Source organism: Candidatus Saccharibacteria bacterium (genome assembly GCA_016700015.1).
Lineage (GTDB): Bacteria > Patescibacteriota > Saccharimonadia > Saccharimonadales > Saccharimonadaceae > Saccharimonas.
In genome coordinates this window covers 224,322-236,502 of record CP064995.1, presented here as the reverse complement: position 1 = coordinate 236,502, position 12,181 = coordinate 224,322, and the positions used below count along the sequence as shown (strand labels likewise).

Below are 12,181 nucleotides of genomic sequence, written 5' to 3'. Positions count from 1 at the left end.
TGCTATTTGTTGACTTGATAGACGAAGAAAGCGAAGACGGCGATCGCCATGAACGTGATAATCACCCACGCCGGTGCGAGCGTTGTAGTGGTTTTTGTACCCTTTATATATGCCGAGTCGTCAACACCATCTGGCGCAGCATAGTAGCCCGCATCAGCAGCAGCACCTTCCTGTTTTGCCTTGGCGACAGCTTTTGCCCGCAAGTCAGCGGCGATTTTTTGCTGTAGTTCACTGCGTGATTCAGTTTGTTCTATATATCGTCCCATATAGTGTCATTATAGCAGACACCCTTGCAAGCGTAGGGACTATGGTATAATGAACTCATATTTCAATTAAAGGAGGGAATATACCAATGGCTACTAGAAAAGCCGCTTCTACCAAAAAAGCGCCCGCCCGTAAGCCGGCCGCAGCCAAAACAACCATACGAACAGTGAAAGCTGAACCAAAGCCTGCTGTAAAAACAGTAGCTACGTCAGTTCGCTCACGCGCTAGCGTACTACCAAACAACATCGTTAACATTGTTTTTGCCGAACTTGTAGGCACATTCATTCTGACAGTTGTTGCCTTGCTATCGGTGAAAGAAACCGGCGCTCTTTATGTCGGACTAGCATTGACGGTACTTGTGCTGACAGTTGGCGCTGTTTCTGGCTCACATGTTAACCCAGCTGTTACATTCGGTCTGTGGGCTATGCGCCGACTCAAGACTGTGCTCGTACCATTTTACTGGGGCGCACAATTCCTCGGTGCTATGCTTGCCGTGATTGTAATGAACTGGCTATCAAGTGGAAATGTAAAACTTAACTTCGACCATATTGGTTCGCTCGACTGGGGCGTATTTGGCGTCGAACTCATCGCTGCAGCCGTCTTCATGTTCGGTCTAGCTGCTGCTGTTAGCCGTCGCGAGTTAAGTGTCGTCGGCAAAGCCTTCGGCGTCGGTCTCTCGCTCATGGTCGCTGTGGTTGTTGGTACAAGCTTGCTTGCGAGCGTTCGTAGCAACTACGATACATCTAAATGGGCAGCTGTGGGTGATATCCAGCACGCTTTCCGTGTTACTGGCCCTACCGTTAACCCAGCGGTTGCACTTGCATCAACCGAAGCAAGCGACGCAAGCTTCACTGGAACACGTGCCAATAAAGATGAAAAGCAATACAGCCGTCTTAGCCTCGAAGTGGTGCTTGGCACGCTGATCGGTGCTGCACTCGGCGGTAACTTGTATCTGCTCGTCGCCGGCGCTCGCCGCAACGACTAGCTGAACGAGGCTCTTACCTATACCACCGCTTGTCGAAAGCGGTGGTATTTGATTTTTAGTAATAAATGTTCTATAATGATACTAAGCCAAGAGAAAAGAGGAGTAAATGGGTAGCACTGTTATTCCCGAGTACCTGGGTGCGGAGGTCGAAGAGCTTGCTCATCGACCGAACGCAGATTTTCACTGCTCAGACGCGCGCACGCAGCTGTTTGCGCTCTACGGCGGCTTCCAGCGCGGCGATGTTGACGCAGTACTTGAGGCACTACACTACCTCAGTTTCACACGGCGGGGTAAAACGTGCCAGAACGCTTCTGACGCTTTGGCGCTTCGGTTTAAAATCATTCACGCGCTGTCGTGAATTTCACCCCCGCTTGTTAGGTGCAAGTGGGGGTTATCACTATTCGATAGTTGGCTTATCAAGCAATACGGGGTCAACACCGGTTTCACTACCAGCAATTTTCACAATGTCCTTATCGACTTTACCCAGCTCTTTATGCGCAGCATTGTAGTGGTTGACAGTTGTGCCAAGCGCGCTCCCAAGTTTATGCATGTATTCGTCAAATTTGCCAATATGCTGCCCTAGCTTCCCCACCCGCACCTGTATGTCCTTGGCTTGCTGCTCAATCTGCAAACTCCTTAGCCCTTGCAATACAGTTTGAAGGTACGCCATAAAGCTTGTCGGGCTGGTTATAATCACCCGCTTTTCCCGAAACGCGTATTCTATAAGATCGCGTGAACTACCCCCAGTACCGACATTATTGATGAGTAGGTCGTAGTAGAGCGATTCGCTAGGGATAAACATAAACGCAAAATCCATTGTACCTTCAGCCGGTCGAATGTATTTGCTTGTTTCATCAATCCTACCCTTGAGGTCTAGCTTCACTTTTTGCAAGTAGGCCTGTCGTTCAGTGCCGCTTGCTTCTATCATGCGATTATAATTTTCTAGGCTAAATTTGCTATCGATAGGCAGAACCAGTCCCTTTTCCAAGAAAATCACTGCATCAACTATTTCGCCATCAGAAAATTTGTATTGCAGTTGAAATTGCCCAGGTGGCAATACATTCTCGAGCACGCTGTTTAAATAATATTCGCCAAATACTCCCCGTTGCTTGGGGTTTTGCAACACGTTCTGAAGCGTCTTTAGCTCGTCGGCTACATCGACAACACGACGATTCGTCTCGTCTAGTTTCGCAAGTCTTTGAGTAACATCAGCTACTAGCTTAGCACTTTCGCTCAGCTGCTTTTGCACTGAAACCTGCATGCCACGGCTACTCTGGTCGAGTTTATCGCCCATCGTCTGCTGTAATGATGTGATGCTCCTTGTCAGCTCAGTAACATCGGCTTTCATAAGTTCAACTGCGCTGCTACGGCGAAGTTCGTTGAAGCGCTGTAAGATGATCAATAGCAATACAGCCATCCCCACACACACAACAACTAGCAGCCCGATGATAAGTGTTTGTTCCATATTCCTAGTATATCGTGCTTACGCTACGAGCGCGAGTCTAATCACGACTATTGCCACAACCGCAACAACCGCCGCCAATACAAATGACCGCAGCCGAGACACCCACGCATACAATGCATAGACAAGTCCGAATAATAATCCCATCACCAGCACAACCAAAACCCAATGCATATCCATGACAAGTGAGACGATGCCCCAAAGCGAAAGTGTTCCAGCCAAAACGACGAGCAGTGGACGATAAATTCGCATCCGCACCAGGCCGGCGACACCCGCAATCGACCCGATGACCATTGCTACAATCATGGCATAGAGAGGGGCTTGACTACAATCACTTGCAGCCTGCGGTCGACAAAGCACTGCACTAAACACATACCGATCCATCACTACCGCACTGACCGCGACAAGAATACCAACAAGTACACCGCACAAAAACACGCGCATAAGCCCAGCAACTTTCATATCAACAACAGCCGGGAGACCCAAAGACCTCGACTCTTGTGCATCAACATGTTTATTCACTCGCAAGTTTCCTCGTTATTTCTGTAAGTTATTGTACTATCAAGTTGCGTTTCTTGCTAGTCTTTGTTTTTGCTGGCTTTAGCATGAGTGGCATGCCCAACATACCATAGCGCCCCCACACCAGCAAACACAAAACCACCCGTGACATCGAGTGGCGTATGTACCAGCGCCAATACGCGGCCAATTGCAACCAGCAGGCTTAGGACGGCCATAGCGATAGTAAGTTTACGGTTTTTAGTGGCATACCAAACTGCCAGAGTCAAAAACCCGGCGAATAGTGTATGATCCGATGGAAAGCCAGGGTTATTGAGATAGGCCGCACCCGCTTTGCTACCAAGCTCTTCAAATGGACGCCTTAGCTCCGGCTGCCACAGAGCGCCGACGAATTTTGCTACAATATACGACGTAATGCCGGCCATAAAAATATGGGTATATATATCATAAATCGAACCTCTTCGTATGCGCCGAAGCAACGCATACCCGGCAAGTAGAACAATCGGTACCATTAAGCCGTCAGCCAATAGTTTAACAATAAGCTCCATACCGACAGTATACTCTATTATATAAAGCAATGCCTATAAAATTTAGAAAAGAGCTAGGCTGATATCATTCGAGGTGCGCGAGTGAGGACATATGTGTCAATCCTAGTCCTGCTCCATCCCCTTTGGAGGAGCTCATTGCGAAGATAGCCCAGCAGCGCCAGTCGAAAATCTCGCTTAGAATGCATACCAGCACGCCTAATAATTGCCTCAAAAGACAGTTTACGACGAAGCTGCTTAAATTCATGAGCCGACATCCCAAGTATGTGAGCCCTTAATTCACCTCTGCGATCGTGAGTAGCTAATAATTTATCAAACCTAGATTCACGTTGTTTTTTAGGAATGGTCACTTGGCTAATGCCTGGTACGGCCGCTGCGACTGCAGTGACCACCAGAAGCCTGGCGACAGTTTTTGTCGATAGCTTCATGTTCTTCCCCTTTCTCTTTTACAGCAAGTGTTATGTTGCTTGTGCTTTTCACTATACATCGTGAAAAGGCGTGAAAAGAAAGTAGTTTTTGCAACATTACTAAACAGCAGTCAACACCTTGAGTAGTTGTGGAAGTGTCAGCGGGCTCGACTCGCCGCTCTGCATATCCTTCAGTGAAATAATACCCTTTGCAATTTCATCTTCACCAATCAGCACCGCATAGCGACATCCCATTTTGTCGACATATTTATACTTCTTCCTAAGATCATTCGGCTCAGTATAATCGATGACTGCTAAGCCCGCTTCACGGAGCGCGGCAGAGGTAGCAAGTGCATCAGGTAGCTGGTTGAGGGTCATTGGCATAACGACAACATCTGCTAGCGACTGTTTTGTAGGTTGGATGACACCGACTTCCATCAGCTTGTAAAACAATCGCGTGAGACCAATCGAGATACCTACTCCCGGCAAAGTCGTCTTCATATAATTGCTTGCGAGATTGTCATATCGACCGCCACTACAGACACTACCAACACCCGGGTACTTATTGAGTAGTGTCTCATAGACAGTCCCCGTATAATAATCCAGCCCGCGCGCAATCCGCAGGTCAATCACAAATCGCCTCTCAGGTACATTCATCAATCGTAATGTGTCTATGAGCATACGGAGCTTTGCAACTCCTACGGAGTAGGTGTCATTCTGAACACGAAAAGCCCCAAGACTCGCTAAGATCTCATCGTTTGTCCCCGTAAGAGAGGTAAAAGCGAGGAGTTGGTCGATTTGCTGAGCGTTCAAACCTAGACTTATAAGTTCATCGCGCAACTCTTGGGCAGATATTTTCTCCATCTTGTCGATAATCCGGAGGACTTCTTTTGAAACATCAGCTAGTCCGATGCCTTCAAAAAACCCATTGAGCACCATTCGGTTATTTATTCGTATAGTAAAATCACCAAATCCAAACCGCTCAAAAATCTCGTTGATAATCGCTGGAAATTCGGCATCGACAACTGGACTGTCACTGCCTATGGTGTCGATATCACACTGATAGAATTCCCTAAAGCGACCTGCCTGCGCACGCTCAGCACGATAGACTTTGCCTATCTGATAGCGCCGAAATGGAAATGCTAATACGCCCTGATTCTGCGCTACATAGCGAGCCAGCGGCACAGTGAGATCATAACGCATCGTCAAGTCATTGCGGCCACGCTCAAATCGATATACTTGCTGCTCGGTCTCGCCCCCACCTTTTGCAAGCAGTACTTCACTCAGCTCTAGCACGGGTGTGTCGAGCGGAGCAAAACCATACTTCTCATAGGTGGAGCCGATGATATCAAGTAAGCGATTGAACTCTATCTGCTCCGCCGGCAGATACTCATTGAATCCACTCGGGATTCGGGGTGTTGTAGTATTCATTTTCATTGCCTTTCATTATAACTTATTCAGAAGACCGCCATAGTTATACGGCGTCAAACCATCGCCAATAAAAATAGGGTACGCTGGACTCCGAACGCTCATTGCATTTGCAAGCTCAACCGGAATTGGCACAAATGCGCGCATCTTCTGCGCCGCTAAGTTGAGCCGCTGCTTGTCCTCGAGCGTCATGCGATATACGAAACGATAGGTCGTAATATCGTTTGCGGGCGGTACCTTTCGCAGCTGTGCAAGCTGAGCTATCTTGTCATACCATACCCTCGCATCACAATCAGTGCTCGAGAAGCTAATTTCGATTGAAATACAGTTTGGGGTGTATTTATTGAGACAGTCGTAGTCAGCCACAATCACGCGCGGTACCCCAGCTCTGACGCCACATTATACAGCAATTTATTACATGTATCACCGACAAATGAGCAGTCGTTGTCCGGACACATCGTATTGTGAAAATCAAGAACCACATCGTACCCATTACACATGGCAAGAACTTCAGCGGCACGGCGCGTTTCATAATCATCACTTTTCTTATCTCCCGGAAATGAACGATTCAAATCACGCTCGATATAGCGAGTATCAGCCGCAACTGCCCTCTCATTAAGAAGTGCATAGTCGACATTTTTTACCGGTCGATCCCGGATAAGTTTTACTAGCTCAATTCCTAGCGTCTCATTACCATGCATCCCCCTAGCACAAGTATTTTCATAACCCTATTTCTCCTTATCCGCTGTAGTCCGTGGCCCGCTATAGGCGAGGGATATCGCCACAAAGTTTCGTCGATCAGGCACATCTTCACACATCACGCTGACACGCGCACTATCGAAGTCCCGGAGTGCGACCCTCACCATAGCTGGTGCGATGGTTCGGTATGCAACATTATCATACTCATCCAGCCGACTTGCTAATCCCCCTACCATTTCACGAAAGTTGTCGAGATTTCTGCTCGGGGATATACTACGATTTGCAAACACTTCATCGATCCACACAATAGATGGCTTATCTGACAATTTAGTTGTAGAGCTTCTAATACCCTTGCTCAATTGATACTTCTTTTTTAGCCAATCAGCCATTTCGGGAATATCCGTATACTTCTCTTTTGCGATCATACCCACGGTTGCTTTCCACGCAAGTGCAGCGAGTGTCATTCGTCCCTGCTCGTCTTGTTCTACATACCAATACGTCGGCCTCGTCTCTGCGAGCATATCAAACCGTTCCCTCAGTTCTTGGTCGCTATATGCAGGCCCCTCTGTCATACCACCGCAGCTATCGCAATTTGTACCGGGTTCTTGTGCCGAAAACCCAGTTATGCAGCCGGTACACTTACTGACCTCATACCATGGCTCGCCAGCAAAAGCAGCTTGGTATGTCGGTATGATCTCGTCGTATCGTATTCTTGCTTCTTTAGGCGCTATAATTTTTCCTGTTTTCATACTATTTCTCCATTGATTACATTTGATATATCCCAAATACGCCAGCGACGTGCTGGCGTATAAGAGGTATTAAACCAAATCTACTCAGCACGTGCTGGCGAGCTATGTATATGGTGTATGTCGCTTAGCACAGCGGTATAGCCGCCAGCCCCTCGTTGCATCCAATCACTAATACGTGCCACTGTGCGACTTGAGAGCTTCGTTTCACAGACAATAGCTTTGTATGTTTGGCCTTCGCTCAACATTTGCGCCGCACGCAGTCGCGCGCCAATTTCTCTCAGCTCAGACTCGGTCATGACATCACGCAAAAATGCTCGCATTAGCGAACTCTCGTTGATAGCAACCAATTTCTCTGCAAACTCAGCGGAAAATGGTTCACTCCAAATGTCATTAACATCTTTCATACTTTCACTTTATCAAAGTAAAGCGTGCATGTCAATACCATACTTATGAGTGGTATACTATTGTCATGCGCAGTATTTTTCACTCCAATCGTAAACATAGGATTCCATTCGGTGCCGAGCGATTTTTGTCGATATTTGAAGGTATCGAAGGCGGGTTTGCGATAGGTGCTGGTGTTATTGCTGGTTTGTCATTCGTAAGCCTGGACCGCAATGTCCTGCTCACCACCGCAATCGTCAGCATCATTGTTAATGGTTACAACTCGGCATCGGTGAAATACAGCAGTGAACACTATATCGACGAACTTGACGGCCACGAGAAGCGCCACGCCTATAGGCGCTACTTCGTTCCGGCATTTTGGCAGTTTTTGTCGTATATGGTCATAAGTGTTGTGTCACTCATCCCGATTTTTCTCATGGGTAACATCCCACATGCCGTTCTCTATAGTTGTACTATCACGGTCTTGATCCTCATCATCGCTGGCTACTACCGCGCATATTTGCTCGATATGCCCAGGTGGCGCGACGCACTCGAAATTGCGCTCCTCGGCCTTGGCATAATCTTTGTCGGCTATAGTGCTGGATGGATTATCCACGTCCTGCTTGGGGCTTGAGCCGCACCTCGGTTGAGTGTATAATATATACGGTAATCCTGATGGGGATTGGCCAAGTGGTAAGGCAACGGGTTCTGGTCCCGTGATCGGGGGTTCGAATCCCTCATCCCCAGCCAAGTAAAATTCCGTAAGCATTTATGTTTACGGAATTTTACTTTCCTCGAGATAGGGTATCCGAAGCCTCGATCATCTTTTGCAGAGCAAAAGGATCGGGCGGTTCGGCGGAGCGCAGTGCTGAGAAATTAGCTTGCTCATTTCTCAAGCAAGCGGAGGAGGCCATAGCCGATATCCCTCATCCCCAGCCAAAGTAAAGTCCGGTATTTGTGGCCGGTTTTTACGTGGCCAGGGAGATCTGAGCCACCGCTTTTGCTCATGCAAAGCATCGCAGTATTCAAACGTACGATCATATTCGCAAGCAAAACGATACCGAAGTCACGATAAAAATGTTGCTCTTATTTGTTACTATAGAAGTATGGAAGAAGGTGTCAGAACTAATTTCGTAGATAAAACAGGGCGTCGAATTCACGTCGGCGACATTGTCCAGCATAGGCTTGGTAAGTTTGGAAAATCGAGTGGACCCCAGAATTTCAAAGTTATTCAATTTGGGAAAAACTACCATCTCATACCAGAATCAAGGGTTGACGTAACATACGGGGGTATTCTCCTCAAAAAACAATTATGTGAACATTTGGTTGTCGTAAGATCTGAATACGTACCACATTGATCCCTATTCCTAACAATCATCCTTGCCTTTTGCCAACATCCCTGCGAACCAGCTAAGATATACTCGCTTGCAATTCTGCAATATTTGATATGTGTTTTTTATTGTGAACTAATTTGCTATATACGCATAGTAAATGGGAGTTTGTCACATGTTAGTAAATAGTCTTAGAGACCGAGAACGATTCATTACCTTGGTCAATGCGGGAGTGCAACCGGAGGTAGACGATCGAGAGCGGGGCATGTATAAAATTCATAGTCGCGGTGAAGAAGCGAGCGTTACCCACCGATTCGGCGCAAATGCTGTACGGTTCTTTCGCTACGATACGACGCGTCCGAGTGGTATTAAGGGCATTGGAAATCTCGGTTTTTTGCCAACTCATGGCGTACAAATAGACATTCCAGACTCCTTATCGTCAGCGTGGCGGACGATCGGGATGTTTGGGCTTCGAGAAGATCAAGCTCTTGCCCGGTCGCTCCATGAACCTGATATGATGGGACTTAGCTTTACACACGGACGCGAGATTGACCCAGAAGAAACTGCGGCCCTGCTCTACTATCTCACTTCTCCGCTGACCGCGGCCCACTGCTTGGCTACGGCTCTACGCAAAACGCCCGAAGAAGCAGAGGCGCTTGACCGCATGCACCAGCAAGCCGCCGAAGCGAGCGCAAAACTTGCAAAAGACCTGGCAAAACTCGAAGCAATGCACCGCCGGCCACTACCGGAAATTTGGATCCACTAGTATTCATTTTCAGTTTGAGTGGCGTGTGCCCATGTAAAGCCGGACCCACTCTTCGATCGATAGTTGCGATGGATTACGGTCGGTTGCTATAGCTTGTTGTACACGTGGTGTTTTAGCAAAAAGCTTCGGATCATGGTAGCAGTCAGCGACAAATTGACGATAATTTGCTGCATACACTACTGGCAAAAGCGCTGTCCGTCGCCGAGTGATCTTCATCAGCACCGTATCAACATTGGGCGGTGGCGAAAAGTCGCTGCGGCGCAGTGGCCGCACTACACTAACTGTAAACCACGGCGCAATCATCATCGCCAAAGCACCGGTAAAATGACTGTTGTCGAGCACAAGCTTTTGCGCGAATTGTTTTTGCACTATCAAAAAACATTCTATGGGCGGCTGAGCATTCTCAGTCAAACGACGCACGATCTGCGAACTTATGTGAAAAGGAATATTCGCAAATACCTTGTAGCGGCCGCTCGGCAATGGCATGGCAAGTATGTCACCTTCGACAATCGAAACGTTGGCACATGACTGGGTATTTTCCCGTAGTTTTCTCAGTGCTAGTGGCTCAAGCTCAATCGCTACTACCTGTTTTGCTTTTCGAGCAAGTGCAGTTGTGATCACACCACTACCCGCTCCGATATCATAGACAGTATCACTGCTGTCTATTCCCACCTTGTCGATAAGCCTTGCGACGAAATAGGGATTACGCAAAAAATGTTGAGAATGCTCGTGCCGGCGCATAGTTAGGCGCCACGTCGTTTTGGCAGTTCACGAACAACAAGCAGTGCCGCCCACGAAAACAGCGCCGCAAAGATGACAATCCACCAGCTCACGGGTGTATAAAGCGTTGCACCCATCAAACCGCTATTAATTCCGATTTTACCGACCACAGTAAGGTAGAAGCCGATCGCAAACCATACACTCGGCGCTGCAATGACGGCAAACTTTGACACCTGGCGTGCACGGCTCGATAGTCGCATTGAAAGTAAATATGGTAGAGCCGCTACTTCAAGAAGTGGCATAAGGCCGGCGACCAAAGCTGCCACAATATCACCCCCTACCATGCCATACCCCACAGTGACATCAGCAAACTTCTCAAACGTAAACAGCTGTGTTATCGCCAAAAACAAATAGACTGTCCCAAGTGCTAGCGCACGAAAATAGGCGGTGTTCGTGAAGAATACAGCCGGTACACTACGCTTCAGGTACTGCTTCATATCATATAGTATACGCCAACAGGGGTGTGTAAATGTTGTGTTTTTTGCCTTAATGCTTGCGCTTAGGGGAAAAAAGGCGTACTGTATCTAATAGCGAAGTAACAAAAACAAACACACCAAAAAACCTTGTTTCATCGCTCTACGATATATCCACCACAACATATCTTTTCAAATGCCCCGCTGCTTAAGTGGGGTATTTGTTTGGTTGTACGCGTAGACTAGCCTTTTACTTTTTTCGACTCACCCATTCGCCACTTGGCTATTTCGCCATGATGCCCGCTTAGCAGCACATCTGGCACGCGCATGCCATTCCACTGCTCTGGGCGAGTATACTGCGGGAATTCCAGCGTCTGACCATCACTAAAGCTTTCGATGGCAGCACTTTCCGCTCCACCCAGTACGCCGGGAATAAGCCGTACAATACTGTCGATGATCGTCATTGCAGGTAATTCGCCACCGGTGAGAACGTAGTCACCTATACTAATTTCTTTGTCAACCAGCGCCAAAATGCGCTCATCGTAGCCTTCGTAGCGGCCGCAAATTAGTATATAGCCGTGCGATTGCTCACTGTACTCTTTGGCCATTGCCTGCTGCCAACGCAGCCCACGAGGTGTCATAAGTAGTACCTTCGCCGACGGATCGGCCTGCTTAGCGTGCATCACCGCGTTCCATAGCGGTTCAATCATCAGCAACATGCCATCACCGCCGCCATAGGGGGTATCGTCTACCTGCCGGCGCGGACCGAGACCATAGTCACGTAAATTCACTGTGGTGAGCTCAACAAGACAATCTTTTTGGGCTTTCCACATCATGCTATTACCAAACACTCCCTCAAACATTTCGGGAAAGAGAGTAATCACTTGGAATTTTTGTGGTTTTGCCATCTGTTACTAGCTTAACAGGTATTGCAATTTTTGTCTATATGTGCTATAATAAAAGTATGACCACAGCCCGGCACCACAATGGTGACCGGGCTTTCCATTTGTACACTAAGCTGGTATAGTATAAACAGTATGGAGTTTGAAAAACGCCACTCTACTATTGAAGTCACCGAAGAAGCAGTGCGCATGGAAGCAAGTTCCCGATCCCTTTCGGTTATACCGCTTCACGACAATGTGGTTCCAGACGATCTGCCCGATACGCTGATTGCTGCCCAGCATGCGCTGGCGCCACCTATCGCTAATCTGCCTGACGACTCAGAAGTTACCCCTTCATTACCTTCTATGCTCATGCAGGCACGTCGCAACCATCATATCGCACTTACCTCAAGTATCGCTGTGGCTGGCATCGTTACAACATTTGTCACCATTTCACTACTGGGACGCTAGTCGCGGCAGTATAGCCACCAAAAAACCCGCCGTTGTATACAGGCGGGGTTTTTAGACATATAAGGCTCTCAAACCTTGGGGTTTGCTCGCATGAGCTTGTGGT

The 12,181-nt window shown here is 47.9% G+C and carries 18 protein-coding genes and 1 tRNA gene; 6 read left to right on the top strand and 13 right to left on the bottom strand.

Annotated elements, in window-relative coordinates:
• Positions 1 to 2: 2 nt before the first annotated feature.
• Positions 3 to 266, bottom strand: a complete 264-nt coding sequence (locus IPM09_01315; GenBank protein ID QQS22165.1) for a hypothetical protein — start codon at positions 264 to 266, stop codon at positions 3 to 5.
• A gap of 86 nt (positions 267 to 352) precedes the next feature.
• On the opposite strand from IPM09_01315, the gene IPM09_01310 reads away from it, so the two are divergent.
• Together IPM09_01310 and IPM09_01305 are read left to right on the top strand one after the other, a co-directional pair.
• The gene (locus IPM09_01310) at positions 353 to 1,249 is read left to right on the top strand and encodes an aquaporin (protein ID QQS22164.1); all 897 of its coding nucleotides are present in this window, start codon (positions 353 to 355) and stop codon (positions 1,247 to 1,249) included.
• A gap of 106 nt (positions 1,250 to 1,355) precedes the next feature.
• Positions 1,356 to 1,607 (top strand): hypothetical protein, encoded by a 252-nt coding sequence (locus IPM09_01305; protein QQS22163.1) that lies wholly within the window; start codon positions 1,356 to 1,358, stop codon positions 1,605 to 1,607.
• A 39-nt stretch (positions 1,608 to 1,646) separates the two neighbouring features.
• Here IPM09_01305 and IPM09_01300 read toward each other — a convergent pair whose 3' ends face one another.
• The 9 genes from IPM09_01300 to IPM09_01260 all read right to left on the bottom strand — a co-directional run bounded on the left by IPM09_01300 (position 1,647) and on the right by IPM09_01260 (position 7,459).
• Positions 1,647 to 2,714 carry a DNA recombination protein RmuC gene (locus tag IPM09_01300; protein QQS22162.1) on the bottom strand — a complete coding sequence of 356 codons (1,068 nt, stop codon included), beginning with the start codon at positions 2,712 to 2,714 and terminating at the stop codon, positions 1,647 to 1,649.
• An 18-nt stretch (positions 2,715 to 2,732) separates the two neighbouring features.
• The gene (locus IPM09_01295; GenBank protein QQS22161.1) at positions 2,733 to 3,233 is read right to left on the bottom strand and encodes a hypothetical protein; all 501 of its coding nucleotides are present in this window, start codon (positions 3,231 to 3,233) and stop codon (positions 2,733 to 2,735) included.
• Between the two features lie 56 nt (positions 3,234 to 3,289).
• Positions 3,290 to 3,775, bottom strand: coding sequence for a phosphatase PAP2 family protein (locus IPM09_01290; protein ID QQS22160.1), 486 nt, complete (start codon positions 3,773 to 3,775; stop codon positions 3,290 to 3,292).
• 53 nt (positions 3,776 to 3,828) lie between these two features.
• The gene (locus tag IPM09_01285) at positions 3,829 to 4,200 is read right to left on the bottom strand and encodes a hypothetical protein (protein ID QQS22159.1); all 372 of its coding nucleotides are present in this window, start codon (positions 4,198 to 4,200) and stop codon (positions 3,829 to 3,831) included.
• Between the two features lie 99 nt (positions 4,201 to 4,299).
• Complete coding sequence (gene hisS, locus IPM09_01280) at positions 4,300 to 5,616, bottom strand: histidine--tRNA ligase (protein ID QQS22158.1); 1,317 nt, start codon at positions 5,614 to 5,616, stop codon at positions 4,300 to 4,302.
• A gap of 9 nt (positions 5,617 to 5,625) precedes the next feature.
• A complete protein-coding gene (locus IPM09_01275) occupies positions 5,626 to 5,973 on the bottom strand; it encodes a hypothetical protein (GenBank protein ID QQS22157.1) in 348 nt (115 codons plus the stop codon).
• Positions 5,974 to 5,975: 2 nt separating this feature from the next.
• Positions 5,976 to 6,308, bottom strand: a complete 333-nt coding sequence (locus IPM09_01270) for a succinylglutamate desuccinylase/aspartoacylase family protein (GenBank protein QQS22156.1) — start codon at positions 6,306 to 6,308, stop codon at positions 5,976 to 5,978.
• 27 nt (positions 6,309 to 6,335) lie between these two features.
• The gene (locus tag IPM09_01265; GenBank protein ID QQS22155.1) at positions 6,336 to 7,055 is read right to left on the bottom strand and encodes a hypothetical protein; all 720 of its coding nucleotides are present in this window, start codon (positions 7,053 to 7,055) and stop codon (positions 6,336 to 6,338) included.
• Between the two features lie 80 nt (positions 7,056 to 7,135).
• Positions 7,136 to 7,459, bottom strand: coding sequence for a hypothetical protein (locus IPM09_01260; GenBank protein ID QQS22154.1), 324 nt, complete (start codon positions 7,457 to 7,459; stop codon positions 7,136 to 7,138).
• Positions 7,460 to 7,524: 65 nt separating this feature from the next.
• On the opposite strand from IPM09_01260, the gene IPM09_01255 reads away from it, so the two are divergent.
• From IPM09_01255 to IPM09_01245, 3 genes are all read left to right on the top strand, one after another.
• A complete protein-coding gene (locus IPM09_01255) occupies positions 7,525 to 8,070 on the top strand; it encodes a VIT1/CCC1 transporter family protein (GenBank protein ID QQS22153.1) in 546 nt (181 codons plus the stop codon).
• 42 nt (positions 8,071 to 8,112) lie between these two features.
• Positions 8,113 to 8,186 (top strand) — tRNA-Gln (locus tag IPM09_01250).
• A gap of 756 nt (positions 8,187 to 8,942) precedes the next feature.
• Entirely contained in the window at positions 8,943 to 9,533 is a 591-nt protein-coding gene (locus IPM09_01245) for a hypothetical protein (GenBank protein QQS22152.1), read from the top strand.
• Positions 9,534 to 9,542: 9 nt separating this feature from the next.
• On the opposite strand, the gene IPM09_01240 is transcribed toward IPM09_01245, so the two are convergent.
• The 3 genes from IPM09_01240 to trmD form a co-directional block, all read right to left on the bottom strand.
• Entirely contained in the window at positions 9,543 to 10,274 is a 732-nt protein-coding gene (locus tag IPM09_01240) for a methyltransferase domain-containing protein (protein QQS22151.1), read from the bottom strand.
• Between the two features lie 2 nt (positions 10,275 to 10,276).
• On the bottom strand, positions 10,277 to 10,750 hold the full coding sequence (locus IPM09_01235; GenBank protein ID QQS22150.1) for a hypothetical protein: 474 nt from the start codon (positions 10,748 to 10,750) through the stop codon (positions 10,277 to 10,279).
• 218 nt (positions 10,751 to 10,968) lie between these two features.
• Positions 10,969 to 11,634: a tRNA (guanosine(37)-N1)-methyltransferase TrmD gene (gene trmD, locus IPM09_01230; protein ID QQS22149.1), complete on the bottom strand. Its 666-nt coding sequence runs from the start codon at positions 11,632 to 11,634 to the stop codon at positions 10,969 to 10,971.
• A 129-nt stretch (positions 11,635 to 11,763) separates the two neighbouring features.
• Here trmD and IPM09_01225 point away from each other — a divergent pair, with 129 nt between their 5' ends.
• Positions 11,764 to 12,078: a hypothetical protein gene (locus IPM09_01225; GenBank protein ID QQS22148.1), complete on the top strand. Its 315-nt coding sequence runs from the start codon at positions 11,764 to 11,766 to the stop codon at positions 12,076 to 12,078.
• Positions 12,079 to 12,181: the final 103 nt, after the last annotated feature.